Origin of the sequence: Clavibacter quasicaliforniensis, assembly GCF_051201715.1 — a bacterium.
GTDB lineage: Bacteria > Actinomycetota > Actinomycetes > Actinomycetales > Microbacteriaceae > Clavibacter > Clavibacter seminis.
In genome coordinates this window covers 1898386-1924020 of record NZ_CP139624.1, presented here as the reverse complement: position 1 = coordinate 1924020, position 25635 = coordinate 1898386, and the positions used below count along the sequence as shown (strand labels likewise).

21 protein-coding genes are annotated in these 25635 nt (G+C 70.4%); 14 read left to right on the top strand and 7 right to left on the bottom strand.

From position 1 onward, the window contains the following. Positions 1 to 34 precede the first annotated feature (34 nt). From uvrA to NL142_RS09155, 10 genes are all read left to right on the top strand, one after another. Complete coding sequence (gene uvrA, locus NL142_RS09200) at positions 35 to 2956, top strand: excinuclease ABC subunit UvrA (RefSeq protein WP_435078977.1); 2922 nt, start codon at positions 35 to 37, stop codon at positions 2954 to 2956. Continuing rightward, positions 2956 to 4884 (top strand): excinuclease ABC subunit UvrC, encoded by a 1929-nt coding sequence (uvrC, locus tag NL142_RS09195; RefSeq protein ID WP_435078975.1) that lies wholly within the window; start codon positions 2956 to 2958, stop codon positions 4882 to 4884. The genes uvrA and uvrC overlap by 1 nt, the downstream gene beginning before the upstream one ends. A gap of 75 nt (positions 4885 to 4959) precedes the next feature. Continuing rightward, on the top strand, positions 4960 to 5835 hold the full coding sequence (gene rapZ / locus NL142_RS09190; protein ID WP_012038435.1) for an RNase adapter RapZ: 876 nt from the start codon (positions 4960 to 4962) through the stop codon (positions 5833 to 5835). A gap of 29 nt (positions 5836 to 5864) precedes the next feature. Continuing rightward, a complete protein-coding gene (gene whiA / locus NL142_RS09185; RefSeq protein WP_194682466.1) occupies positions 5865 to 6845 on the top strand; it encodes a DNA-binding protein WhiA in 981 nt (326 codons plus the stop codon). Positions 6846 to 7015: 170 nt separating this feature from the next. Further along, positions 7016 to 7642, top strand: coding sequence for a superoxide dismutase (locus tag NL142_RS09180; RefSeq protein ID WP_012038433.1), 627 nt, complete (start codon positions 7016 to 7018; stop codon positions 7640 to 7642). 126 nt (positions 7643 to 7768) lie between these two features. Beyond that, positions 7769 to 8776 carry a type I glyceraldehyde-3-phosphate dehydrogenase gene (gene gap / locus NL142_RS09175; RefSeq protein ID WP_012038432.1) on the top strand — a complete coding sequence of 336 codons (1008 nt, stop codon included), beginning with the start codon at positions 7769 to 7771 and terminating at the stop codon, positions 8774 to 8776. A 6-nt stretch (positions 8777 to 8782) separates the two neighbouring features. Next, on the top strand, positions 8783 to 9997 hold the full coding sequence (locus NL142_RS09170) for a phosphoglycerate kinase (RefSeq protein ID WP_435078971.1): 1215 nt from the start codon (positions 8783 to 8785) through the stop codon (positions 9995 to 9997). After that, positions 9988 to 10791 carry a triose-phosphate isomerase gene (gene tpiA, locus NL142_RS09165; protein ID WP_194682468.1) on the top strand — a complete coding sequence of 268 codons (804 nt, stop codon included), beginning with the start codon at positions 9988 to 9990 and terminating at the stop codon, positions 10789 to 10791. Before NL142_RS09170 ends, tpiA begins: the two co-directional genes overlap by 10 nt. 142 nt (positions 10792 to 10933) lie before the next feature. Then, the gene (secG, locus tag NL142_RS09160; RefSeq protein WP_012038429.1) at positions 10934 to 11185 is read left to right on the top strand and encodes a preprotein translocase subunit SecG; all 252 of its coding nucleotides are present in this window, start codon (positions 10934 to 10936) and stop codon (positions 11183 to 11185) included. 11 nt (positions 11186 to 11196) lie between these two features. After that, a complete protein-coding gene (locus NL142_RS09155; protein ID WP_012038428.1) occupies positions 11197 to 11565 on the top strand; it encodes an RNA polymerase-binding protein RbpA in 369 nt (122 codons plus the stop codon). Positions 11566 to 11757: 192 nt separating this feature from the next. Here the strand turns inward: NL142_RS09155 and pgl are convergent, their stop codons facing one another. The 6 genes from pgl to tkt form a co-directional block, all read right to left on the bottom strand. After that, positions 11758 to 12528: a 6-phosphogluconolactonase gene (gene pgl / locus NL142_RS09150; protein ID WP_194682469.1), complete on the bottom strand. Its 771-nt coding sequence runs from the start codon at positions 12526 to 12528 to the stop codon at positions 11758 to 11760. Continuing rightward, positions 12525 to 13523 carry a glucose-6-phosphate dehydrogenase assembly protein OpcA gene (locus NL142_RS09145; RefSeq protein WP_043586688.1) on the bottom strand — a complete coding sequence of 333 codons (999 nt, stop codon included), beginning with the start codon at positions 13521 to 13523 and terminating at the stop codon, positions 12525 to 12527. The genes pgl and NL142_RS09145 overlap by 4 nt, the downstream gene beginning before the upstream one ends. Then, positions 13520 to 15061 (bottom strand): glucose-6-phosphate dehydrogenase, encoded by a 1542-nt coding sequence (gene zwf / locus NL142_RS09140; RefSeq protein WP_012038425.1) that lies wholly within the window; start codon positions 15059 to 15061, stop codon positions 13520 to 13522. Before zwf ends, NL142_RS09145 begins: the two co-directional genes overlap by 4 nt. A gap of 38 nt (positions 15062 to 15099) precedes the next feature. Further along, positions 15100 to 16695, bottom strand: a complete 1596-nt coding sequence (locus NL142_RS09135; RefSeq protein WP_435078965.1) for a glucose-6-phosphate isomerase — start codon at positions 16693 to 16695, stop codon at positions 15100 to 15102. Further along, a complete protein-coding gene (gene tal / locus NL142_RS09130) occupies positions 16692 to 17807 on the bottom strand; it encodes a transaldolase (RefSeq protein WP_204574921.1) in 1116 nt (371 codons plus the stop codon). Before tal ends, NL142_RS09135 begins: the two co-directional genes overlap by 4 nt. A 150-nt stretch (positions 17808 to 17957) precedes the next feature. Next, positions 17958 to 20048: a transketolase gene (gene tkt / locus NL142_RS09125; RefSeq protein WP_435078962.1), complete on the bottom strand. Its 2091-nt coding sequence runs from the start codon at positions 20046 to 20048 to the stop codon at positions 17958 to 17960. Positions 20049 to 20221: 173 nt separating this feature from the next. Between tkt and NL142_RS09120 the strand changes: the two genes are divergently transcribed. Beyond that, the gene (locus NL142_RS09120; RefSeq protein ID WP_012038421.1) at positions 20222 to 21142 is read left to right on the top strand and encodes a heme o synthase; all 921 of its coding nucleotides are present in this window, start codon (positions 20222 to 20224) and stop codon (positions 21140 to 21142) included. A 234-nt stretch (positions 21143 to 21376) separates the two neighbouring features. Here the strand turns inward: NL142_RS09120 and NL142_RS09115 are convergent, their stop codons facing one another. Further along, entirely contained in the window at positions 21377 to 22387 is a 1011-nt protein-coding gene (locus tag NL142_RS09115) for a COX15/CtaA family protein (protein WP_194682472.1), read from the bottom strand. Between the two features lie 266 nt (positions 22388 to 22653). Between NL142_RS09115 and sufB the strand changes: the two genes are divergently transcribed. The 3 genes from sufB to NL142_RS09100 are packed head-to-tail and all read left to right on the top strand — an operon-like array spanning position 22654 to position 25625. Beyond that, positions 22654 to 24072: a Fe-S cluster assembly protein SufB gene (gene sufB, locus NL142_RS09110; protein ID WP_012038419.1), complete on the top strand. Its 1419-nt coding sequence runs from the start codon at positions 22654 to 22656 to the stop codon at positions 24070 to 24072. Then, positions 24073 to 25308: a Fe-S cluster assembly protein SufD gene (gene sufD / locus NL142_RS09105; protein WP_435078959.1), complete on the top strand. Its 1236-nt coding sequence runs from the start codon at positions 24073 to 24075 to the stop codon at positions 25306 to 25308. Then, a complete protein-coding gene (locus NL142_RS09100) occupies positions 25305 to 25625 on the top strand; it encodes a non-heme iron oxygenase ferredoxin subunit (RefSeq protein WP_043586697.1) in 321 nt (106 codons plus the stop codon). The genes sufD and NL142_RS09100 overlap by 4 nt, the downstream gene beginning before the upstream one ends. Positions 25626 to 25635 lie beyond the last annotated feature (10 nt).

Genomic DNA, 25635 nt, shown 5'->3' with positions numbered 1-25635 from the left:
GGTCGCTGTCGGTGGCGACGCATACGATGGACAGGTGTCAATCTCCCCCGTCGAGTCCTCCTCCCTCCTCAGCGTGCGCGGCGCCCGCGTCCACAACCTCCGGGACGTCGACCTCGACATCCCGCGCGACTCGCTCGTCGTCTTCACGGGTCTGTCGGGGTCGGGCAAGTCGTCCCTCGCGTTCGACACGATCTTCGCCGAGGGCCAGCGCCGCTACGTCGAGTCGCTGTCCGCGTACGCGCGCCAGTTCCTCGGGCAGGTCGACCGGCCCGACGTCGACTTCATCGAGGGCCTGAGCCCCGCGGTCTCCATCGACCAGAAGTCGACGAACCGCAACCCGCGCTCCACGGTGGGCACCATCACCGAGATCTTCGACTACATGCGCCTCCTCTGGGCGCGCATCGGCGTCGCGCACTGCCCCGTCTGCGGGGAGCGCATCTCGCGCCAGACGGTGCAGCAGATCGCCGACCAGCTCATGGAGCTCGAGACCGGCACCAGGTACCAGGTCGTCAGCCCCATCGTGTCGCAGAAGAAGGGCGAGTTCGTCGATCTGTTCGCGGAGCTCGCCTCCGGCGGGTACTCGCGGGCCATCGTCGACGGCGAGCTCATCCAGCTCAGCTCGCCGCCCAAGCTCAAGAAGCAGTACAAGCACGACATCTCGGTCGTCGTCGACCGCCTGGTCGCGAGCGACGACATCCTCGGGCGCCTGACGGACTCGCTCGAGACCGCGCTCCGGCTCACCGACGGCATCGTGATGATCGACTTCGTCGACGTCGACGGCCCCGGAGGCCTGCGGACGTACTCCGAGAAGCTCTCCTGCCCGAACAACCACCCCATCCAGCTCACCGAGATCGAGCCGCGCACCTTCTCGTTCAACGCGCCCTTCGGCGCCTGCCCCGAGTGCTCGGGCCTCGGCACGCGCATGTCGGTGGACCAGGAGCTGCTCATCGGCGACGAGTCCCTCAGCATCGCCGACGGCGTCATCCTCCCGTGGACCACGCAGGGCAAGGGCCTCTTCCAGTACTACGAGAAGCTGCTCGCCGGCCTCGCCCGCGACCTCAAGTTCTCGCTCACGACGCCCTGGCGGAAGCTGTCCGAGGAGGTCCGCGAGGCCGTCCTCCGGGGCAACGACTTCGAGGTCCAGGTCAAGTGGAAGAACCGCTACGGCCGCGAGATGACCTACTCGTCGGGCTTCGAGGGCGTCATGCCCTACATCGAGCGCCAGTTCGCCCAGGCGGAGACCGACAACCAGCGTGCGCGCTGGGGCGAGTACCTCCGCGAGATCCCCTGCCCGGTCTGCGACGGCAAGCGCCTGAAGCCCGAGGTCCTCGCGGTGCTCGTGCACGGGGCGAACATCGCCGACGTCGCCGAGATGAGCCTCTCGGACGCGCAGGAGTTCATGGCGCAGCTCGAGCTGACCGACCGCGAGGCGCACATCGCCGCGCAGGTGCTGCGGGAGATCCGCGTGCGCCTCGAGTTCCTCATCGAGGTCGGCCTGAACTACCTCAACCTCGCGCGTGCGGCGGCGTCGCTCTCCGGTGGCGAGGCGCAGCGCATCCGCCTCGCCACGCAGATCGGCTCGGGGCTCACGGGAGTGCTCTACGTGCTGGACGAGCCGTCCATCGGCCTGCACCAGCGCGACAACCGGCGCCTCATCGAGACCCTCGTCAAGCTGCGCGACCTCGGCAACACGCTGATCGTCGTCGAGCACGACGAGGACACCATCCGCACCGCCGACTGGATCGTCGACATCGGGCCAGGCGCCGGCGTCAACGGCGGAAAGGTCGTCCACTCGGGCTCCTACGAGGGCCTCATGGAGAACCGCGAGTCGCTCACGGGCGACTACCTCGCCGGCCGCCGCGCCATCGCGACGCCCGCCAAGCGCCGCAAGATCGACAGGAAGCGGCAGATCCAGGTCGTCGGCGCGCGCGCCAACAACCTGCAGAACGTGACCGCGTCGTTCCCGCTCGGCACGCTCACGGCCGTCACGGGCGTCAGCGGGTCCGGCAAGTCCTCGCTCGTCAACGACATCCTCTACCGGGTTCTCGCCAACGAGCTCAACGGTGCCCGCAAGGTCCCCGGCAAGCACTCGCGCGTCACCGGTCTCGAGAACCTCGACAAGGTCGTGCACGTCGACCAGAACCCCATCGGCCGCACCCCGCGCTCGAACCCGGCCACCTATACGGGCGTGTTCGACCGGATCCGCAACCTGTTCGCCGAGACGACCGAGGCCAAGGCCCGCGGCTACCTCCCCGGCCGCTTCAGCTTCAACGTCAAGGGCGGGCGCTGCGAGGCGTGCTCGGGCGACGGCACCATCAAGATCGAGATGAACTTCCTGCCCGACGTGTACGTGGCGTGCGAGGTCTGCGGGGGAGCGCGGTACAACCGCGACACCCTCAGCGTCCACTACAAGGGCAAGAGCATCGCCGAGGTGCTCGACATGTCCATCAGCGAGGCGGCGGAGTTCTTCGAGCCGATCCAGGCCATCCACCGCTTCATGAAGACGCTGGTCGACGTGGGCCTCGGCTACGTGCGGCTCGGCCAGAGCGCCACGACGCTCTCCGGCGGCGAGGCGCAGCGCGTCAAGCTGTCCACCGAGCTGCAGCGCCGGTCGAACGGCCGGAGCATCTACGTGCTCGACGAGCCGACCACGGGCCTCCACTTCGAGGACGTGCGGAAGCTCCTCCTCGTGCTGAACGGGCTGGTCGACAAGGGCAACACCGTCATCGTCATCGAGCACAACCTCGACGTCATCAAGTCCGCCGACTGGCTCATCGACATGGGCCCGGAGGGCGGCGCGGGCGGCGGCACGGTGCTCGCCACCGGCACGCCGGAGCACCTGGCCACCGTGCCGGAGAGCTACACGGGCGGCTTCCTCAAGGAGGTCCTCGACGCCGAGGCCGAGGCCTCCGCGGTCGCCTCCCAGCGCGCGCGCGAGGAGCGCGCGGCCGGCTGATGGCCCGCCCCGACACCGTCGGCTACCGCCCGGCGGCGGGGGAGATCCCCACGTCGCCGGGCGTGTACCGCTTCCGCGACGCCGCGGACCGCGTGCTCTACGTGGGCAAGGCCAACAACCTCCGCGCGCGGCTCGCGAACTACTTCGCGCCCCTGGAGAGCCTGCACGAGCGCACGCGCCGGATGGTGACGTCCGCGGCCGGCGTCGAGTGGACCGTTGTCGGCAGCGAGTTCGAGGCGCTCCAGCTCGAGTTCACCTGGATCAAGGAGTTCGACCCGCCGTTCAACGTCAAGTTCCGGGACGACAAGTCCTACCCCTACCTGGCCGTGACGCTCGGCGAGGACTACCCCCGGGTCATGGTCACGCGCAACCGGAAGATCCGCGGCGCCAAGTACTTCGGCCCGTACACCAAGGTCTGGGCCATCCGCGAGACGGTCGACCACCTGCTGAAGGTGTTCCCGATGCGGTCCTGCTCCGAGAGCACGTTCAAGCGTGCCCGGCAGACGAACCGGCCCTGCCTGCTCGGCGACATCGGCCGCTGCGCCGCCCCGTGCGTCGGCCGCGTCTCCGACGAGGAGCACCGCGAGATCGCGGACGACTTCGTGAGCTTCATGGCCGGCAACGACTCGAAGTACGTGGGGCAGCTCACGCAACGGATGAAGGACGCCGCGGCGGAGATGGACTACGAGGCCGCCGCCCGCCACCGCGACGACATCGGCGCGCTCGAGGCGGCCCTGTCCAAGACCGCCGTCGTGTTCGACGACCGGGTCGACGCGGACGTCTTCGGCATCGCGGCCGACGAGCTGGCCGCGGCCGTGCAGCAGTTCATGGTCCGCGGCGGCCGCATCCGCGGCACGCGCACCTGGGTCGTCGACAAGGAGCTCGACATCGGCATCGGCGAGCTCGTCGAGACCGTGCTGCACAACGCCTACGAGGACGAGGCGCACCCTCCGCGTGAGGTCCTCGTCCCCGAGCTGCCCGCGGACGCCGCCGAGCTCGAGCTCTGGCTCAGCCAGCGCCGGGCGGCGGGGGAGGACGACGGCACCGTGCGCCGCGGCCGCCCGAGCTCCTGGCAGGTCGACCTCCGGGTCGCCCAGCGTGGCGACAAGGCGGCGCTCGCGCACACCGCCGCCACCAACGCGCAGAACGCGCTCATGCTCTACAAGACGCGCCGCAGCTCCGACTTCACCACCCGGTCCAAGGCGCTGGCCGACATCCAGGAGGCGCTCGGCATGCCCGACGCGCCGCTGCGGATGGAGTGCTACGACGTCTCGCACCTCAGCGGCACCAACATCGTCGCGTCCATGGTCGTCTTCGAGGACGGCCTGCCGCGCAAGGACCAGTACCGCCGCTTCAACATCGCCGACTCCACGGACGACACCGAGTCGATCCACCAGGTCATCACGCGCCGGCTCGCGTACCTCGGCAAGGAGGCCGAGGTCCCGGCCGACGCCGCGCCGCCCGAGCTCGGCGAGGCGCCGCCCGTGAACAAGTTCTCGTACAGCCCCAACCTGCTCATCGTCGACGGCGGGCAACCCCAGGTGGCCGCGGCGCAGCGTGCGCTCGAGGAGTCGGGCGTGACCGGGATCCAGCTCGCCGGCATCGCCAAGCGCCTCGAGGAGATCTGGCTCCCGGACTCCGACTACCCGATCATCCTGCCGCGCAACAGCGACGCGCTCTTCCTCATCCAGCGCATCCGCGACGAGGCCCACCGGTTCGCCATCACGCACCAGCGGGCCCGCCGGAAGCGCGACATCACGTCGGTGCTCAACGAGATCCCGGGGCTCGGGCCGTCGCGCGTGCAGCGGCTGCTGCAGCAGTTCGGGTCCGTGGCCAAGCTGAAGCAGGCGGAGGTCGAGGAGATCGCGGCCGTCCGCACCATCGGGCCGACGCTCGCGCAGGCCGTCTACGAGCGGCTCCGCTCGTGACCGGCGCCCGGTCGCGTGTCGCGGGTCGCGCCTAGACTGGAGCCACCGACAGCGCGACGAGAGGTGCATGCCCGCATGAGCGTGGAGATCCCCCAGCAGGACGTCATGATCGTGACGGGGATGTCCGGCGCGGGCCGGTCCACCGTCGGCAACGCCCTGGAGGACCTCGGCTGGTACGTGGTCGACAACCTCCCGCCGCAGATGCTCAAGCCGCTCGTCGAGCTGGCCGGCCGCGCGGGCACCTCGCTGCCCAAGATCGCGGCCGTGGTCGACGTCCGCGGCGGCGACTTCTTCTCCGAGCTGCGCGACATCCTGCAGACCTTCGGCACAGGTCCGCGCCTGCGGGTCCTCTTCCTCGAGGCCACCGACGCCGCGCTCGTCCGGCGGTTCGAGCAGGTGCGCCGCCCGCACCCGCTCCAGGGCAACGGCACGCTGCTCGACGGCATCGCGGCCGAACGGGCCCGCATGATCGAGATCCGCGAGGCGAGCGACCTCGTCATCGACACCTCCGAGCTCAACATCCACCAGCTCGCCACCACCATCACCGAGCAGTTCAGCGGCGCGGACGACGCCGGCGTGCGCGTCACCGTGATGAGCTTCGGGTTCAAGTACGGCACCCCGGCGGACGCCGACATGGTGGCCGACATGCGCTTCCTGCCCAACCCGTTCTGGACCCCCGAGCTCCGCCCGCTCACGGGTCGCGACAAGGCCGTCAGCGACTACGTGCTGGGCCAGGAGGGCGCAGAGGAGTTCGTCCACGCGTACGCCCGGGCCCTCGCCCCGGTGCTCGCGGGGTACCAGCGGGAGAACAAGAGACACGCTACGATCGCTATCGGCTGTACCGGCGGCAAGCACCGCTCGGTCGCCGTCTCCGAGGAGCTCTCCAGCCTCCTCCGCGCCCTTCCCGGCGTCGCTGTCAGCACCAAGCACCGCGACCTCGGCCGGGAGTAGGGCACCCATCTCATCAAGGGAGTAAGCATTTGCCTCTGACCTCGGACGTCAAGGAAGAACTGTCACGCGTCGAGGTCAGCAAGACCACGGTGAGGGCCGCCGAGCTGGCGACCATCCTGCGGTTCTCGGGCGGGCTGCACCTCATCTCGAACCGCATCGCCGTCGAGTCCGAGCTCGACACCCCGCTCCTCGCCCGCCGCGTCCGCAAGGACCTGGCCGAGCTCTACGGGGTGCGCAGCGACATCTCGGTCATCCCCGCGTCCGGCATGCGCCGCGCCACCCACTACCTGGTCCGGGTGATGGAGGGCGGCGAGACGCTCGCCCGCCAGACCGGCCTGCTCGACGCGCGGCGCCGCCCCATCCGCGGCCTGCCGAACCGGCTCACCACGGGCTCGCGCGAGGAGATCGCCGCCGTCTGGCGCGGGGCGTTCCTCGCCGCGGGCACGCTGACGGATCCCGGCCGCTCGGCCGCCCTCGAGGTCACCTGCCCCGGCAACGAGGCGGCGATGGCGCTCGTCGGCGCCGCGGGTCGCCTCGACGTCAGCGCCAAGGCGCGCGAGGTCCGCGGCGTCCACCGCGTGGTCATCCGCGACGGGGACGCCATCGGGCAGATGCTCCGCGTCATGGGCGCGCAGGGCACGGTCGTGAACTGGGAGGAGATGCGCCAGCGCCGCGAGGTGCGGGCCACCGCCAACCGCCTCGTCAACTTCGACGACGCGAACCTCCGCCGCTCCGCGCAGGCCGCCGTCGCCGCGTGCGCGCGCGTAGAGCGCGCCATGGAGATCCTCGGCCCGGACATCCCCGACCACCTCAAGTACGCGGGCGACCTCCGTCTGCGCTTCCGCGACTCCAGCCTCGACGAGCTGGGCCACCACGCCGATCCGCCCATGACGAAGGACGCCGTGGCCGGCCGCATCCGCCGCCTCCTTGCCATGGCAGACAAGAAGGCCGTCGACGAGGGCCTCCCCGGCACCGACGCCAATCTCCCCGCCGACCTCGACGACGTCTGATCCGCGACGCGTCCGTCGGCGCTGCACGCGCGCCCCGGCGGGCGGTGATCCGCGGGACGCCGGGCGTCATCCGGCCAGGTGGCGCGGAGGGCCGCCGGACTAGACTCGATCCGTCACCCACCCCCGGCCTCTGGCCGGGAGCCCCCGGGCAATGAAGAGGAGATACACCTATGGCTGACTACACTCTCGTCGACCTCCCGTACGACTACTCGGCCCTCGAGCCGAGCATCAGCGGCCGCATCATGGAGCTGCACCACGACAAGCACCACAAGACCTACGTCGACGGCGCGAACACCGCCCTCGTCAAGCTGCAGGAGGCGCGCGACGCCGGCGACCTCACCTTCGTCAACAAGCTGCAGAAGGACCTCGCGTTCAACCTCGCGGGCCACGTCAACCACACGGTGTTCTGGAACAACCTCAGCCCCGACGGCGGCGACAAGCCCACCGGCGAGCTCGCCGCGGCCATCGACGAGTTCTTCGGCTCGTACGACAAGTTCCAGGCCCACTTCACCGCATCGGCCCTCGGCATCCAGGGCTCCGGCTGGAGCATCCTCGCGTGGGACTCGCTCGGCCAGAAGCTCATCATCGAGCAGCTGTACGACCACCAGGGCAACCTCGCCGCGGCGACCGTCCCGATCCTGCTGCTCGACATGTGGGAGCACGCCTTCTACCTCGACTACGTCAACGTCAAGGCCGACTACGTGAAGGCGTTCTGGAACATCGTCAACTGGGCCGACGTGCAGGCGCGCTTCGACGCCGCCCGCACGAAGACGCAGGGCCTCTTCCTCCTCTCGTAGCCGCATCCGCGGGCGGCCGGCGGGGAGACCCCGGCCGCCCGCGGATCCCGCACGGCAGGACTCCCGCGCACCCCGAACTCCATCACCCACCGCCGCCCCCGAGCGCGCAGAACATCAGGAGAACACGTGACCGTCAAGATCGGCATCAACGGCTTCGGCCGCATCGGCCGCAACTACTTCCGCGCCGCGCTCGCCAAGGGCAGCGACATCGAGATCGTCGCGGTGAACGACCTCACCGACAACAAGGCGCTCGCGCACCTGCTCAAGTACGACTCCATCACGGGCCGCCTCGACGCCACCGTCGAGCTCGACGGGGACAACATCGTCGTCAACGGCAAGGCCATCCGCGTCCTCGAGGAGCGCGACCCCGCGAACCTCCCCTGGGGCGAGCTGGGCGTCGAGATCGTCATCGAGTCCACCGGCCGCTTCACGAAGGCGGAGGACGCGCGCAAGCACATCACCGCCGGCGCCAAGAAGGTCCTCGTCTCCGCGCCCGCCACGGGCGACAACGTCGCGACCCTGGTCCTCGGCGTCAACGAGGGCACCTACGACCCCGCCACGCACGACGTCATCTCCAACGCGTCGTGCACCACGAACTGCCTCGCGCCCCTCGCCAAGGTCTTCCTCGACGAGTTCGGCATCGAGCGCGGCCTCATGACGACGGTCCACGCCTACACGGCCGACCAGAACCTCCAGGACGGCCCGCACAGCGACCTGCGTCGCGCGCGCGCCGCCGCCGTCAACATCATCCCCACGTCGACGGGTGCCGCGAAGGCGCTCGGCCTCGTGATCCCCGAGCTCGTCGGCAAGCTCGACGGCTACGCGCTCCGCGTGCCCGTGCCCACCGGCTCGATCACCGACCTCACCATCGAGACCTCGGCGAACGTCACGGTCGAGCAGGTCAACGCCGCGTACAAGGCAGCGGCCGACGGCCCCCTCAAGGGCATCCTCAAGTACACCGAGGACCCCATCGTCTCGAGCGACATCGTCAACGACCCGCACTCCTCGATCTTCGACGCCGGCCTCACCAAGGTCATCGGCAACCAGGTCAAGGTCGCGTCGTGGTACGACAACGAGTGGGGCTACTCCAACCGCCTCGTCGACCTCACCGAGTACGTCGCCGATCGCCTGTAACCGGCCGTGGCACTCCGCACCATCGACTCCCTCGGGGATCTCCGGGGCCGCCGCGTCATCGTGCGCTGCGACCTCAACGTCCCGCTGAAGGACGGCGTCATCGGCGACGACGGGCGCATCCGCGCCTCGCTGGGGACCCTCACGGGTCTCCGCGAGGCCGGCGCCCGCGTCGTCGTGATCTCGCACCTCGGCCGTCCCGACGGCACGCCGGACGAGAAGTACAGCCTGCGTCCCGTCGCGGCCCGCCTCGGCGAGCTGCTCGGCGCTGACGTGGCCTTCGCGAGCGACACCGTGGGCGACTCCGCCCGCGCGGCGGTCGAGGCCCTCGGCGACGGGGACGTCGTCGTGCTCGAGAACCTCCGCTTCCACGCGGAGGAGACCAGCAAGGACGAGACGGTCCGCCGGGGCTTCGCGGAGTCGATCGCCGAGCTCGGGGACGCGTTCGTGTCCGACGGCTTCGGCGTCGTGCACCGCAAGCAGGCGAGCGTGTTCGAGCTCGCGTCGGCGCTCCCCAGCGCCGCCGGCTCGCTCATCGCGAGCGAGCTCGAGGTGCTCGACCGCCTGACGGAGAACCCGGAGCGGCCGTACACGGTCGTCCTCGGCGGATCCAAGGTGTCGGACAAGCTCGGCGTCATCGGCCACCTGCTTCCGCGCGTCGACTCGCTGCTCATCGGCGGCGGGATGCTCTTCACGTTCCTCAAGGCCCAGGGCCACGAGGTGGGCGCGAGCCTCCTCGAGGAGGACCAGGTCGAGACCGTCAAGGGCTACCTGGCCGAGGCCGAGGAGCGCGGCGTCAAGATCGTGCTCCCCACCGACGTGGTCGTCGCCGACGGGTTCTCCGCCGACGCCGCCCACGAGGTGACGCGCGCCGACGCCATCGAGGGCACGCCTGCGGGCGCGGAGGGGCTGGGGCTCGACATCGGCCCCGAGACCGCCGACGCGTTCGCGACGATCATCCGCGGATCGACCACGGTGTTCTGGAACGGGCCCATGGGCGTCTTCGAGCTGGAGCCGTTCGCGGCGGGCACGAAGACGGTCGCCGATGCGCTCACGCGCGTCGAGGGGCTCTCCGTGGTCGGCGGCGGCGACAGCGCCGCGGCCGTCCGCGCGCTCGGATTCGATGATGACCGCTTCGGTCACATCTCGACCGGAGGCGGCGCGAGCCTCGAGTTCCTCGAGGGGAAGCGCCTGCCGGGACTGGAGGTCCTCGGATGGCAGTGACCGATCGCCCGCAGGGGCGCACGCCCCTCATCGCGGGCAACTGGAAGATGAACCTGGACCATCTCCAGGCCATCGCGTTCGTCCAGAAGCTCGCGTGGAGCCTCAAGGACGCCAAGCACGACTACGCGGAGGCGGAGGTCGCGGTCTTCCCGCCGGCCACCGACATCCGCAGCGTGCAGACGCTCGTCTCGGCCGACAAGCTCGAGCTGGCCTACGGCGCCCAGGACGTGTCCGAGCACGAGTCGGGCGCGTTCACGGGGGAGATCTCCGCGGCGTTCCTGGCGCAGCTCGCCTGCCGCTACGTGATCGTCGGCCACTCCGAGCGGCGCACGCTGCACGGCGAGACCGACGAGCAGGTGGCTGCCAAGTCGGCTGCAGCGGTGAAGCACGGCATCGTCCCGGTGATCTGCGTGGGCGAGACCGCGGCCGACCTCGAGGAGCACGGCGCCAGCGCCGTCCCCGTGGCCCAGCTGCGCGTCGCGCTCGAGGGCCTGCCGAAGGGCGCCGACGTGGTCGTCGCCTACGAGCCCGTGTGGGCAATCGGGTCCGGCCAGGCCGCGACGCCGGAGCAGGCGCAGCAGGTAGCGGCACCGCTCCGCGCGGTCGTCGCCGAGCTCCTGGGCGACGAGGCCGCGAAGGCCACGCGCATCCTCTACGGCGGCTCGGTCAAGTCCGGCAACATCGCGGGCTTCCTCCGAGAGCCGGACGTCGACGGAGCCCTCGTCGGCGGCGCCAGCCTCGACGTGCAGGAGTTCTCCGCGATCGCGCGGTTCCGCTCGCATGTCGGCGTCTGATCCGCGCATCCCCTCGAGCCGCTCGCGTCCATCCGGGCGCGGGCGGCTCGTCGCACTCAGCCGCCCGCTATAATCGACAACGGCCCATCGGCCGTTCACCGGTCGGTCTCGGCCACAGCACCGCGCACCCGAAAGGCCGCACGTGGAAATCCTCCAGGTAGTCCTGCAGGTGGTTCTGGGAATCACCAGCCTCCTGCTGACCATGCTCATCCTCCTGCACAAGGGGCGGGGCGGCGGTCTGTCCGACATGTTCGGGGGCGGCACCACGTCGAGCCTCGGCTCCTCGGGCGTGGCCGAGCGGAACCTGAACCGCATCACCGTCATCCTCGGCCTCGTCTGGGTCACGTGCATCGTGGTCCTGGGGCTCATCACCAAGTTCGACACCGGATTGTAGGGAGCAGCCACATGGCATCAGGAGGAAGCGCCATCCGCGGTTCGCGCGTCGGCGCGGGCCCCATGGGCGAGCAGGACCGCGGCTTCCACGCGGAGCGCATCTCGATCTCGTACTGGGACGCCCTCGGCAACGAGACCGTCCGCCACTTCGCGGCGAACCTGCCGGAGGAGGAGATCCCCGTCACCATCGACTCGCCGCAGTCGGGTCTGCCGGCCGGGCGCGACAAGGCGAACCCGCCGTCGGTCGCGAAGCTCGAGCCGTACAAGACCCACCTCGCGTACGTGAAGGAGCGTCGCAGCGAGGAGGAGGCGAGCCAGCTCCTCGAGGAGGCGCTCGAGCAGCTCCGCGCCCGCCGCGGCACGGTCAAGGCCACCAAGTAGCCCCGACCGCATCCGAACGTCGAACGCCCCCGTCCCGAGGACGGGGGCGTTCTGCGTCTCCTGCGCGCCGGTTGAAGCGACCGCCGACGGCTGCGCGTTCCCAGCCGTGATGCGTCTCCGCGGGGACGACGAAGGGCGGGCCCCGGAGGACCCGCCCGTCGTGTCGCGCGCCGGACCGCGCCGGCTCCCGCGTCAGTACGACGACAGCCGGAGGTTCTCCGGGACGTCGGCGGCGGCCTCGCGGTCGATGAAGAACACCGTGCGCTTGCGGCCCTTGATGCCCGCGACGGGCACCTCGGTCCGGTCGGCGCCCGCGAGCGCCAAGCCGAGCGCGAACGCCTTGTCGGGACCCGCGAGCACCATCCAGATGCGCAGCGACGAGTTCAGCACAGGCAGCGTGAGCGAGATGCGCTCGGCCGGCGGCTTCGGCGAGTTGCGCACGGGGATCACGGCGGCGTCCATGGTGCGGATGCCGTCGCTGTCGGGGAAGAGCGACGCCACGTGCCCGTCCGGCCCGACGCCGAGGAACGTGATGTCGAACCGGGGGAGCGCGGTGTCGCCGTTGGCGTGCGCGGCGAGCTCCGCCGTGTACGCGGCCACGGCCTCGTCGAGGCTCAGACCCGCATCGCTCGCGCCCATGGCGTGGACGTTCTCCGCGGGCAGCTCGAGGTGATCGAGCAGAGCCGCGCGCACCGTGGTGTCGTTGCGCTCGGGGTCGCCGTGGGGCAGCCACCGCTCGTCGCCGAACCAGAAGTGCACGCGCGTCCAGTCGACGCTGTCGCGCGCCGCGGACTCGTTGACGGCCGCGAGGATGCTCGGGCCGACCGTCCCCCCGGTGAGGACGACGTTCGCGGTCTCCTCCTCATCCAGGATGTCGACGAGCTTCGTGAGGAAGCGCGCGGCGACGGAGCCGGTCATGGCCTTCTTGTCGGGGTGCACGAGCACCCTGCGGTCGTTCGTCATCGGTCTCCCGAGTCCTTCCGTGCGGTGGTGGACGCGGGGATGTACCCGTGGCCGGCGTTCGAGCGTTCGAGACCGTGACGGATCACGTCCCCGTAGAGCGCGTCCGGGTCGAGGCGTCGCAGCTCCTCGGCCAGGCAGTCGCGGAGGCTGCGCCGGGGGAGGCTCACGTCGTGCGTCGGCTGGTTCGGCTGCTTGAGCGTCGCCACGTTGGCGATCGGCCGGTCGAGGTCGATGACGCCCGACGCGCGGTGGAGCCGCACGCCATGGATCCCGCTCGAGCCGGTGGCGCGCGTGGTGACCTCGTGGAGCACGGGCACCTGCAGCTGCAGGCCGAGCCACGCGGCGAGCAGCACGGTGGAGGGGGAGTCGGCGGCGCCGGACACCTCCACCTGCGTGACGGGCTCGTACGGCGGCTGGTCGAGCACCGCGGCGAGCAACGCACGCCATAGCGTGAGGCGCGTCCAGGCGAAGTCCGTGTCGCCGGGGGCGTACGTCGCCGCCAGGTGCTGCAGGGCCAGGCGCGGGTTGCTGCTCGTGGACGAGTCCGTGATGCGGCGCTGCGCGATGCGGCCGAGCGGCGACTGGCTGACGACCGCGGGAGCATCGTGCGGCCACCAGGCCACGACGGGAGCGTCGGGGAGGAGGAGTCCCGTGACCAGGCTCTCCTCGTCCTCGGCGGCCGCGCCGTAGACGCGCAGCACGACGACCTCGCTCGCGCCGGCGTCCCCGCCCACGCGGATCTCGGCGTCGACGCGCGCCTTCTCGGTCGTCGTCTCCGCGGCGGCACCGCGCTCGGTGGAGATCACGATGACGCGCATGGGGTGCTCGCGCGAGGCGTCGTTGGCGGCCTCGATGGCCTCCTCCTCGCTGCCGAGGGAGGTGGAGATCACGAGCGTCAGGACGCGACCGAGGGCGACCGCGCCGCCCTCCTCGCGGATCTTGACGAGCGCCTTCGAGATCTTGGCGGTGGTGGTGTTCGGCAGATCGACTCTCATGGCCGCCTCCAGGTCCGTCCGTCGCGGGCGAGGAGCTCGTCGGCCGAGGCCGGCCCCCAGGTGCCCGGACGGTACTGCTCGGGCTGGCCCTGCGTGCGCCAGAATTCTTCGATGGGGTCCAGGATCTTCCAGCTCAGCTCGACCTCCTGGTGGCGGGGGAAGAGCGGCGGGTCGCCGAGCAGCACATCGAGGATGAGCCGCTCGTACGCCTCCGGGCTCGCCTCGGTGAAGGCGTGGCCGTAGCCGAAGTCCATGGTGACGTCGCGCACCTGCATCCCCGCGCCCGGCACCTTGGAGCCGAAGCGGATGGTGACGCCCTCGTCGGGCTGCACCCGGATGACGAGCGCGTTCTGCCCGAGGGCCGACGTCTGGTCCTCCGCGAACAGGTTCTGAGGCGCGCGCTTGAACACGACCGCGATCTCCGTCACGCGGCGGCCGAGGCGCTTGCCCGCCCGCAGGTAGAACGGCACGCCGGACCAGCGGCGCGTGTTGATGTCGAGTCGCATGGCCGCGTAGGTCTCGGTCAGGGACTCGGGGTCCATGCCGTCCTCGTCGAGGAAGCCCACGACCTCCTCGCCGCCCTGCCAGCCGCCGGCGTACTGCCCGCGGGCCGTGGCGGTGGAGAGGTCCTTCGGCAGGCGCACCGCGGACAGCACCTTCTCCTTCTCGTCCCGGAGGCTCGACGCGTCGAACGCGACGGGCTCCTCCATGGCCGTGAGGGCGAGGAGCTGCAGGAGGTGGTTCTGGATCACGTCGCGCGCCGCGCCGATGCCGTCGTAGTAGCCGGCACGGCCGCCCACGCCGATGTCCTCGGCCATGGTGATCTGCACGTGGTCCACGTAGTTGGCGTTCCACAGGGGCTCGTAGAGCTGGTTCGCGAAGCGCAGCGCCAGGATGTTCTGGACCGTCTCCTTGCCCAGGTAGTGGTCGATGCGGAACACCGAGTCCGGCGGGAAGACCGACTCGACGACGGCGTTGAGCTCGCGCGCCGTCTTGAGGTCGCTCCCGAAGGGCTTCTCGATGACGACGCGGCGCCAGTGGCCCTCCTTCTGGTCTGCCAGGCCCGAGCGGCGGAGCTGCTCGGTGACCAGCGGGAAGGACTTCGGCGGGATCGACAGGTAGAACGCGTGGTTCCCCATCGTGCCCCGCTCGCGGTCGAGCTCCTCCGTGATGTCCTTCAGCGTCTGGAACGCCTCGTCGTCGTCGAAGGTGCCCTGCACGAAGCGGATGCCCTGCGCCAGCTGGCGCCAGACGTCCTCGTCGAACTTGGTGCGCGAGTACTGCTTGACGGCCTCGTACACGACCTGCTCGAAGTCCTGGTCCTCCCAGTCCCTCCGGGCGAAGCCGATGAGCGCGAAGCCGGGGGGCAGGAGCCCCCGGTTGGCGAGGTCGTAGACGGCCGGCATCAGCTTCTTGCGCGACAGGTCACCCGTCACGCCGAAGATGATGAGGCTGCTCGGCCCCGCGATGCGGTTCAGCCGTCGATCAGACGGGATCCGCAGTGGATTGAATTCCGGGGTGATATCCACCGGCGACATGTAACTCCTCGATCTGCCGGACGGATCCGGCGATGCGGTCATTCGAGCGTCGAGAGCAGGGCCCGGGCGTCCGTGGTGGGGTCGGTCAGGTTCAGTCGCAGGACGGGACGGCCGTGCTCGGCGAGCACGGTGGCGTCGCCGGCGGCCTGCGCCTGGATGAGCTGGCCGAAGGTGAAGGGGCGGTCGGGGATCTCGAGATCCTCGGCCGCCTCCGCGGTGATCTGCAGGAACACGCCGACGGGGGTGCCGCCCTTGTGGAACTGCCCCGTGGAGTGGAGGAAGCGCGGACCCCAGCCGAACGTGACGGGGCGGCCGACCTTGCGGGCCACCGCGTCGCGCAGGCTCTCGAGCTCCGGCAGCGCGAGGCGGTCGACGAAGGCCTGCACGGCGACGTAGCCCGTGGGGCCGACCTGCGCGAGCAGGGCGTCGATGGCGGAGGACACGTCGGACGCGCCCTCGGTGACCTCGCTCGTGCCGCGCACCTCGATGCCGTCCGTCGTGACGACGGGGGCCTCGGGCGCGGGACGGTCGTCGAGCAGTCCGCGCGCGGCGACCTTGGCGGCCTCCACGTCGGGCTGGTCGAAGGGGTTGATCTCGAGCAGGCGTCCCGCGACCGCGACGGCGTACTCCCACGTGAGGATCTGCGCGCCGAGCGTGCCGCTGATGACGATCTCGCCCTCGACCGCGTCGTGCGCGTCGACGTCGGCGACGAGCCGCGCGATCTGCAGGTCGGCCAGGTCGAGCGACAGCTCGGGGGCGTCGGTCGGCAGCACGACGGGCAGGAGGCCCGTGCCGAGCTTGCCGGTGGACTCCGCGATGAGCTGCTCGACCCAGTCGCCGAAGCCCACGATGTGCGTGCCGTCGGAGACGATGCCGAGCTTGTCCTTGAGCGGCGAGGTGCCGGCGATCGCGGCGCCGAGCACGAGGCCCGGGTTCGACACGTCGTCGACGGCGAGCTGCGCGGACGCGGCCTCCGCCTCGTCGAGCAGGCCGCCGATGTCGGCGCCGGCGAGGCCGGACGGCACGAGGCCGAACGCGGTCAGTGCGCTGTAGCGGCCGCCCACGTCGGGGTCCGCGTTGAAGACCCGGTAGCCGTCGGCGCGGGCAGACTCGTCGAGCGGGGAGCCCGGGTCGGTCACGATGACGATGCGCGTGGTCGGGTCGATGCCCGCCTCGCGGAACGACTTCTCGTAGACGCGCTTCTGGCTGTCCGTCTCGAGCGTGGATCCGGACTTCGAGGAGATGACGACCGCCGTGGTGGCGAGGCGGTCGCCGAGCGCGGCGAGCACCTGGCCCGGGTCGGTCGAGTCGAGGACCGTGAGCTCGACGCCCGCGGTGCGGGTGATGACCTCGGGCGCGAGCGAGGATCCGCCCATGCCGCCGAGGACGATGTGGTCGACGCCCTGGCTGCGGAGCTCCTCGCGGAGCGCCGTGATCTCGGCGACCAGCGGACGGGAGACGGAGACCGCCTGCGTCCAGCCGAGGCGCTTGGTGGCCTCGGACTCGGCGTCCGGACCCCACAGCGTGCCGTCCAGACCGGTGATGCCGGAGGCGACGTGCGCCTCGACGAGGGCGGGGACGTGGGTCTCGACGGCCGTGGCCGCCGCGCCGCTCAGCGCGATGCGCACGCTCACTTGGCGCCGTCCAGGGCGGTCGTGACGGTCTCGATGAGCTCGCTCCACGACACCTTGAACTTCTCGACGCCCTCCTTCTCGAGGAGCTCGGTGACCTCCTTGTAGGAGATGCCGAGCGCGTCGACCCGGTTGAGGACGTCGTTCGCGGCGTCGTAGGAGCCCGTGATGGTGTCGCCCTCGATCACGCCGTGGTCGAACGTGGCATCGAGCGTCTTCTCGGGCATCGTGTTGACGACGTCCGCCGCGACGAGCTGCGTCACGTAGAGCGTGTCGGGCAGGTCGGGGCTCTTGACGCCCGTGGACGCCCAGAGGGGGCGCTGCTTGTTGGCGCCGGCGCCGAGGAGGCCCTGGGCCCGCTCGGACGCGAAGGACTGCTCGAAGGCCTGGTAGGCGAGCTGAGCGTTGGCGACGCCGGCCTTGCTCTTGAGCGCGGTGGCCTCGTCGGTGCCGAGCGCGTCGAGGCGCTTGTCGATCTCGGTGTCGACGCGCGACACGAAGAAGGAGGCGACCGAGTGGATGGTCGACAGGTCGATGCCCGCCGCCTTGGCCTTCTCAAGGCCGGTGAGGTACGCGTTGATGACCTCGCGGTAGCGCTCGAGGCTGAAGATCAGGGTCACGTTGACGCTGATGCCGGCGCCGATGACCTCGGTGATGGCCTCGAGGCCCTCGCGGGTCGCGGGGATCTTGATCATGACGTTGGGCTCGGCGATCTTGTCCCACAGCTTGTGGGCCTCGTCGATGGTCGCCTGCGTGTCGTTGGCGAAGTCGGGGGAGACCTCGATGGAGACGCGGCCGTCGAAGCCGGCCGTGCGGTCGTAGACCGGGCGGAAGATGCGCGCGGCCTCGCCGACGTCGCGGGTGGTGATCTCGAAGACCGCGCGGTCGACGTCCGCGCCGTCGGCCGCGAGCTCGCGGACCTGGGCGTCGTACGCCTCGCCCTTGGCGAGGGCCGACGCGAAGATGGTCGGGTTCGTCGTGATGCCGACGACGTCGCGCTCGGCGATCACCTTCTCGATGCCCTTGGCATCGATGCGCTCGCGAGACAGGTCGTCGAGCCAGATGCTGACGCCCGCGGCGGAGAGCTGCGCGGTGGGGGAAGTGGTGTCGGTCATGTTGCCTTCTTCTCGCTGGTTGTGAGGTTCGGGGGGAGGGGCGCACGCGTGCGCCCCTCCCGGGTACCCGATCGACGCGCCGATGGGCGGGTCGATCGGGGCGGCCGGCGGGGAGCGGAGCAGCTCGGCCGCCCCGCTCCTCGTCAGCTTCTAGAGGGAGGCGATGGACTCCTTGGCCGCCTTGACTACGGCCTCCGTGGTGATGCCGAACTCGCGGTACAGGACCTCGTACTCGGCGCTGGCGCCGAAGTGCTCGATCGAGATGCTGCGGCCGTGGTGCCCGACGTACTGCTTCCAGGAGAGCGAGATGCCCGCCTCGACGGAGACGCGCGCGGCGACCGCCTCGGGGAGCACGTGCTCCTTGTACTCGGCGTCCTGCTCCTCGAACCACTCGAGGCTCGGGGCGCTGACGACGCGGGCCTGGACGCCGTCCGCGGCGAGGGCCTCGCGGGCCTCGACGGCGAACTGGACCTCGGAGCCCGTGGCGATGAGGATCACGTCGGGCGTGCCCTCGGTGTCGGCCAGGATGTACGCGCCCTTGGCCACGCCGGCAGCCGAGGCGAACTCGGTGGCCGTGGCGTCGCCCGTGCCGCGCTCCAGGACCGGGAGGTTCTGGCGCGAGAGCGCGAGGCCCGCGGGGCCCATGCGACGCGTGAGGATCGTCTTCCACGCCTGCGCGGTCTCGTTGGCGTCCGCGGGGCGGATGACGTCGAGACCCGGGATGGCGCGGAGGCTGGCGAGCTGCTCCACCGGCTGGTGCGTCGGGCCGTCGCCACCGAGGGCGACGGAGTCGTGCGTCCAGACGAAGATCGACGGCGCCTTCATGAGCGCGGCGAGACGGACCGCCGGGCGCATGTAGTCGCTGAAGATGAGGAACGTGCCGCCGAAGGGGCGCGTGTTGCCGTGCAGGACGATCCCGTTGAGGATCGCGCCCATGGCGTGCTCGCGGATGCCGAAGTGGAGGACGCGGCCGTAGGGGTCGCCCTTCCACATCTCGGTCGAGCGCTCGGCAGGCACGAACGACGGAGCCGACTCGATGGTCGTGTTGTTCGACTCGGCGAGGTCGGCCGAGCCGCCCCACAGCTCGGGCATGACCTCGGCGATGGCGTTGATGACCTTGCCGGAGGCGGCGCGCGTGGAGACGTCCTTGCCCGCGGGGAACACGGGGAGCGCCTCGTCGAGGCCCGCGGGGGCGTCGCCGGCGAGGACGCGGTCGAGCAGCGTCTTGCGCTCGGGGTTCGCCTCGGCCCACGCGGCGAGCTTCTCGTCCCACTCGCGGTGCTGCTGCTGGCCGCGCTCGACGGCCTGGCGCGTGTGCTCGAGGACGCCGTCCGGCACCTCGAAGCTCTTCTCGGGGTCGAAGCCGACGATCTGCTTGACGGCCGCGAGCTCCTCGGCGCCGAGGGCGGAGCCGTGGATCTTGCCCGAGTTCTGCTTCTTGGGGGAGGGCCAGCCGATGATCGTCTTCAGGATGATCAGCGACGGCTTCCGCGTCTCGGCCTTGGCGGCCTCGACGGCGTCGAACAGCTCCTGCACGTCCTCGACGTACTCGCCCGTCTTCTTCCAGTCGACGTGCTGCACGTGCCAGCCGTAGGCCTCGTAGCGCGCGGCCACGTCCTCGGTGAACGCGATGTCGGTGTCGTCCTCGATGGAGATCTGGTTGCTGTCGTAGATCGCGATGAGGTTGCCGAGCTCCTGGTGCCCCGCGAGGGAGGAGGCCTCGGAGGTGATGCCCTCCTGCATGTCGCCGTCGCCGGCGATCACGTACACGAAGTGGTCGAACGGGCTCTCGCCCGCCGGGGTCTCGGGGTCGAAGAGGCCGCGCTCGTAGCGGGCGGCGTAGGCGAATCCCACGGAGGAGGCGAGGCCCTGGCCGAGGGGGCCGGTGGTGATCTCGACGCCGTCGGTGTGGCCGTACTCCGGGTGACCCGGGGTCTTGGAGTCCCACGTGCGGAGGGCCTGGAGGTCCTCGATCTCGAGGCCGTAGCCGCCGAGGAAGAACTGCGTGTACTGCGTGAGCGAGCTGTGGCCCACCGAGAGGATGAACCGGTCGCGACCGATCCAGGTGCTGTCGGACGGGTCGCGGCGCATGACCTTCTGGAACAGGAGGTAGGCCGCCGGGGCCAGGCTCATGGCGGTGCCGGGGTGACCGTTTCCGACCTTCTCCACCGCGTCCGCGGCGAGGATACGTGCGGTGTCGACCGCCTTGCTGTCGATGGGGTCCCATTGCAATGCTGCCACTTGGTTCTAGCCCTTCTGAAGATGGGGGGAGGCCCAGCCGGACCGCCTATCAGTATAGGGAACACCCACCTCGCCCCAGGTGTTCCGAGCCCGTCCTGGCGGGGCCCCGCGGCTCGGCTCGCAGGGGCCGTGGCCTACCATGGGGAGGGAATGTCCGGCGAGTTAGAGGTGCGATGAACGTTGCGGTGCAGAGTCGGGTCGATCGGGAGACGATCGGCGTGGCGAGGAAGACCAAGGCGTACGTCGCACTGACGAAGCCGCGCGTCATCGAGCTCCTGCTCGTGACCACCGCGCCCGTCATGATCCTCGCCCAGGGGGGATGGCCGAACCCCTGGCTGATCCTCGGCGTCCTCGTCGGCGGCACGCTCAGCGCGGGCAGCGCGAACGCGTTCAACTGCTACATCGACCGCGACATCGACCGCGTCATGAAGCGCACGCAGCGCCGGCCGCTGGTGACGGGGGAGCTGACGGACCGCGAGGCCCTCGTGTTCGCCTGGATCATCGGCGTCGCCAGCATCGTCTGGCTGGGCGTCATCTCCAACTGGCTGGCAGCCGCGCTCTCGCTGGCGGCGATCCTCTTCTACGTCTTCGTCTACACGCTGTGGCTGAAGCGCCGCACGCCGCAGAACATCGTCTGGGGCGGAGCCGCGGGCTGCATGCCGGTCCTCATCGGCTGGGCGGCCGTCACCGGTGACATCTCGTGGGCACCCGTGATCCTCTTCATGATCGTGTTCCTCTGGACCCCGCCGCACTACTGGCCGCTGTCCATGAAGTACCGCGACGACTACGCCTCGGTCAACGTGCCCATGCTCGCCGTCGTGCGCGGTCGCGCGGCCGTCGGCCTGCAGACCATCCTGTACGCATGGGCCACGCTCGCCTGCTCGCTCCTGCTGATCCCGGTCGCGGGCATGGGGCTCGTCTACACGCTCGCCGCGCTCGCGGGAGGCGGCTGGTTCGTCTACGAGACCCACCGTCTGTACGACCTCGCCGTGCGCCATGAGCCCATCAAGCCGATGCGCGTCTTCCACGCGTCGATCTCGTACCTCTCGCTGCTGTTCCTCGCGGTCGGAATCGACCCGCTCCTGCCCTTCTGATCCGCGGTCCCGCTTCGCGGGGTGAGCGTCGCGCGTTCGCGTAGGTCCGGCCGTGCGTTCGCGTTCCGCACCCACGCCGTGCGAGCCGCGTGATGGAGATCCGGTGCACGATCGGGCCCGCGATGGGCATCCGGTCCACGCATGAGCCCCGTCGGTCCGCTGTGCTGAGGCGCCGCACGCGACGACGCCCGCCGCGAGCGGTGCTCGGGCGGGCGTCGGCGGGACGGGCGGGGATCAGCCCACGTGGGCGGATCGCCGCACCTCGGCGGGGGTGAGCCGGAGCGTGTCCGCCCGCCGGGTGGTGCTCAGCAGGGTGGCCGTCATCGCGGACGCGAGCAGGCACGCGAGCACCATGTGCAGCCCCACGAGGAACTCGGGCAGGCCCGTCCGTGCCTGGATGAGGCCCACGGCGATCTGCACGAGCTCGACGGCGAGCAGCACCCGGGTCCAGCGCGAGACGGCCGTCCACCTGTTGCGGGCCGCGATGACGACGAGGGCGATCGTGAGGCCGAAGGTCGTGTAGGCCGGCCAGCTGTGCACGTGCTGCAGCAGCTCCGGGTCGAGCCCGTTGCGCGCGGCGCCCTGGTCGCCCGCGTGGGGGCCGGATCCGGTCACGACGATGCCGACGAGGATCGTGATGCCGACGACGACGGAGGTGATGCGCGCGAGCGTCAGGAAGGACGACGGCACCGATCGCTCGGCCTCGTCGAGAGGGTGGTAGGTGCGCCACACCAGCACGGTCGACAGCACGACGAGCACCACCGACACGACGAAGTGCAGGCCCACGATGTACGGGTTCAGCCCGGTCAGGACCGTGATGCCGCCGATGACCCCCTGCGCGGGGATGCCGAGGCCGATCGCGAGGGCGATGGAGAAGAGGCCGCGTCCTCGGTTCCGCAGCCGCAGCACGGCGAGGAACGTCGCGATCGCGACGATGACCAGCACGAAGGTCAGGAGGCGGTTGCCGAACTCGATGATCCCGTGCACGCCCATCTCCGGCGTCGAGACGAAGGAGTCGGCGGTGCACCTCGGCCACGTCGGGCAGCCGAGCCCGGAGCCCGTGAGCCGCACGAGCCCGCCGGTGCCGACGACGAGCGTCTGCACGACGAGCGTGGTCCAGACGAGGAACCGCGTGACGCGGGTGATCCCGTCCGGCAGCCGCTCCCTCAGCCGCCTGGTGACCATGAGGGTCTGACCTAGCACGCTCCCACTGGGAGACTGCCCCGCATCGGTGCCGTGAGTCACTGCCTGCCTTCCGTGCCCGCTGGATTGCCCGTAGAATCGGGTGGTTCATGGAACACGTCGGGCCTTGCGGCATCCGGCACGTCAGCGAGGACGGCGGGAACAAGTCCACCCGCGTTCGTGTTCATCCTAAGAGGGGTGCGGGGCGTGAAGCCGCCGCATCCCGGACACCCACAGTCTTCCTCTCGTCACCGAAGCGGCGTCGCCGTGCGGGGGGTGAATGCCGATACGGCGCTGATACGCCCAGATCGTCAGGAAAGCAGGTAGCCATGTCAGATGTGCTCATCGACCGACCCGAGCTCGAGAGCCTGGGGCAGTACGAGTTCGGCTGGTCCGACTCCGACGTCGCCGGTGCCTCGGCCAAGCGCGGCATCTCCCCGCAGGTCGTCGCCGACATCTCGCGGCGCAAGAGCGAGCCCGAGTGGATGCTCGCCAACCGCATGAAGGGCTACGAGCTCTTCGGCAAGAAGCCCATGCCGACGTGGGGCGCCGACCTCTCCGGCATCGACTTCGACAACATCAAGTACTTCGTGCGCTCCACGGAGAAGCAGGCCCAGACGTGGGAGGACCTGCCCGACGACATCAAGAACACGTACGAGCGTCTCGGCATCCCCGAGGCGGAGCGCCAGCGGCTCGTCTCCGGCGTCGCGGCCCAGTACGAGTCCGAGGTCGTCTTCCACTCCATCCAGAAGGAGCTCGAGGACCAGGGCGTCATCTTCATGGACACCGACACGGCGCTGCGCGAGCACCCGGAGCTGTTCAAGGAGTACTTCGGCACCGTCATCCCCGCGGGCGACAACAAGTTCGCCGCGCTGAACACGGCCGTCTGGTCCGGCGGATCGTTCGTGTACGTGCCCAAGGGCGTGCACGTCGAGATCCCGCTGCAGGCCTACTTCCGGATCAACACCGAGAACATGGGCCAGTTCGAGCGGACGCTGATCATCGCGGACGAGGGCAGCTACGTCCACTACATCGAGGGCTGCACCGCCCCCATCTACAAGTCCGACTCGCTGCACTCCGCGGTGGTCGAGATCATCGTGAAGAAGGACGCCCGCGTCCGCTACACGACCATCCAGAACTGGTCGAACAACGTCTACAACCTCGTCACCAAGCGCGCGACGGCGGCCGAGGGCGCGACCATGGAATGGATCGACGGCAACATCGGCTCCAAGGTCACGATGAAGTACCCCTCGATCTACCTCATGGGCGAGCGCGCGAAGGGCGAGACCCTGTCCGTCGCCTTCGCCGGCCCCGGCCAGCACCAGGACGCCGGCGCGAAGATGGTGCACATGGCGCCGTACACGCAGTCGTCGATCGTGTCGAAGTCCATCGCGCGCGGCGGCGGCCGGGCCGGCTACCGCGGCGAGATCCGCGTGGACGCGGCGGCGCACCACTCCGCCAACACCGTCCGATGCGACGCGCTGCTGGTCGACACCATCTCCCGCTCCGACACGTACCCCGCGATCGACATCCGCGTGGACGACGTGCAGCTCGGCCACGAGGCCACGGTCTCGCGCGTCAGCGAGGAGCAGCTGTTCTACCTGATGAGCCGGGGCATGCCCGAGGACGAGGCCATGGCCATGATCGTCCGCGGCTTCATCGAGCCCATCGCCCGCGAGCTCCCCATGGAGTACGCACTCGAACTCAACAAGCTCATCGAGATGGGCATGGAAGGATCCGTCGGCTAGATGACGACCCCACTCGCCACCACAGAAGCCCCCGTCCCCGCCGACCAGCACGGCAATCGGGCGCACACCGACGGAGGGTGGGCGACAGTCCCCATCCAGACCCGTTCCGAGCGCTTCACGTCCACGGACGTCGAGGCCTTCGAGGCGGTCACCGGCCGCGAGGCCGTCTGGAAGCTGACGCCCGTCCGCCGGATCGACGACCTCATCTCGGGTGAGCTCGACGGCTCCCGGTACCCGTTCACCAGCTCCGAGGCGGCCGGCACGTCCGTCTCGTGGATCCCGCGGGACGACGCGCGCATCGGCACCGCGGGAGCCCCCGAGGACCGCGCCCAGGCCAACGCCTGGTCGTCCTTCGGCGAGGCGCTCGCCATTGACGTCGCGGGGGAGGAGCGCGTCACCGTCACGGTCGGTCGCTCCGAGCTCGGGTCCGCCCCGCGCGCCGCGCACACCGTCATCACGGCGGCCCCGTTCAGCCGCGGCGTCGTCATCCTCGACAACGCCGGATCCGCGTCGCTCGCCGAGAACGTCGAGATCGTCGTGGGCGACCAGGCCGAGCTCACGGTCGTCACCGTGCAGCAGTGGGACGACGAGGCGCGCCACCTGGCCGCGCACCAGGCCGTCGTCGGCCGCGACGCCAAGCTCAAGCACGTGGTGGTGACGCTCGGCGGATCCATCGTGCGCGTCAACCCCTCGGCGCACCTCTCCCACGAGGGCGCGGACGGCGAGCTCCTCGGCGTCTACTTCGCCGACGCGGGCCAGCACCTCGAGCAGCAGGTCTACGTCGATCACGATGCCCCGAACACCCGCAGCCGCGTCACCTACAAGGGCGCGCTCCAGGGGAAGGGCGCCCGCACCGTGTGGATCGGCGACGTCCTCATCCGCCGCTCCGCGCCGGGCACCGACAGCTACGAGCAGAACCGCAACCTGGTCCTCACGGACGGCACGCGCGCCGACTCGGTCCCGAACCTCGAGATCGAGACCGGCGACATCGCCGGCGCCGGCCACGCGAGCGCCACGGGCCGCTTCGACGACGAGCAGCTGTTCTACCTGCAGGCCCGCGGGATCACGGAGGAGGAGGCGCGACGCCTCGTCGTCCGCGGCTTCCTCAGCGAGATCGTGCAGCAGATCGGCGTCCCCGACCTCGAGGAGCGGCTCCAGGCCGCCATCGAGGCCGAGCTCTCTGCCAGCCCGTCAGCAAGCCCGTCTGCCAGCCCGTCCGCGGCGGTCGACCGATGACCGCCGTACGGATCTGCGGCGTCGACGACCTCGACGTGAACGAGGCGCTCCGCGTCGAGGTCGAGGGCCTCGCCATCGCGATCGTGAAGGACTCCTCCGGCACGGTGCACGCCATCGGCGACACCTGCACGCACGGCGACATCTCGCTGGCCGAGGGCTTCGTCGAGGGCGACACCCTGGAGTGCTGGGCCCACGGGTCGAAGTTCTCCCTCGAGACGGGCAAGCCGCGCACGCTGCCGGCCTACGAGCCCGTCCCCGTCTACCCCGTGTCGATCGTGGACGGCGACATCCACATCGACACCACCCCGAAGAGCTAGAGGAACCGCA

What these genes read in the sequence shown, in the direction of transcription:
- NL142_RS09100 (WP_043586697.1), top strand. Translation starts at nt 25,305, where the DNA reads ATGACCGCCGTACGGATCTGCGGCGTCGACGACCTCGACGTGAACGAG.
- rapZ (WP_012038435.1), top strand. Translation starts at nt 4,960, where the DNA reads ATGAGCGTGGAGATCCCCCAGCAGGACGTCATGATCGTGACGGGGATG.
- tal (WP_204574921.1), bottom strand. Translation starts at nt 17,807, where the DNA reads ATGACCGACACCACTTCCCCCACCGCGCAGCTCTCCGCCGCGGGCGTC.
- pgl (WP_194682469.1), bottom strand. Translation starts at nt 12,528, where the DNA reads ATGACGAACGACCGCAGGGTGCTCGTGCACCCCGACAAGAAGGCCATG.
- tpiA (WP_194682468.1), top strand. Translation starts at nt 9,988, where the DNA reads ATGGCAGTGACCGATCGCCCGCAGGGGCGCACGCCCCTCATCGCGGGC.
- zwf (WP_012038425.1), bottom strand. Translation starts at nt 15,061, where the DNA reads ATGTCGCCGGTGGATATCACCCCGGAATTCAATCCACTGCGGATCCCG.
- uvrC (WP_435078975.1), top strand. Translation starts at nt 2,956, where the DNA reads ATGGCCCGCCCCGACACCGTCGGCTACCGCCCGGCGGCGGGGGAGATC.
- NL142_RS09155 (WP_012038428.1), top strand. Translation starts at nt 11,197, where the DNA reads ATGGCATCAGGAGGAAGCGCCATCCGCGGTTCGCGCGTCGGCGCGGGC.
- NL142_RS09145 (WP_043586688.1), bottom strand. Translation starts at nt 13,523, where the DNA reads ATGAGAGTCGATCTGCCGAACACCACCACCGCCAAGATCTCGAAGGCG.
- sufB (WP_012038419.1), top strand. Translation starts at nt 22,654, where the DNA reads ATGTCAGATGTGCTCATCGACCGACCCGAGCTCGAGAGCCTGGGGCAG.
- NL142_RS09120 (WP_012038421.1), top strand. Translation starts at nt 20,222, where the DNA reads ATGAACGTTGCGGTGCAGAGTCGGGTCGATCGGGAGACGATCGGCGTG.
- NL142_RS09180 (WP_012038433.1), top strand. Translation starts at nt 7,016, where the DNA reads ATGGCTGACTACACTCTCGTCGACCTCCCGTACGACTACTCGGCCCTC.
- sufD (WP_435078959.1), top strand. Translation starts at nt 24,073, where the DNA reads ATGACGACCCCACTCGCCACCACAGAAGCCCCCGTCCCCGCCGACCAG.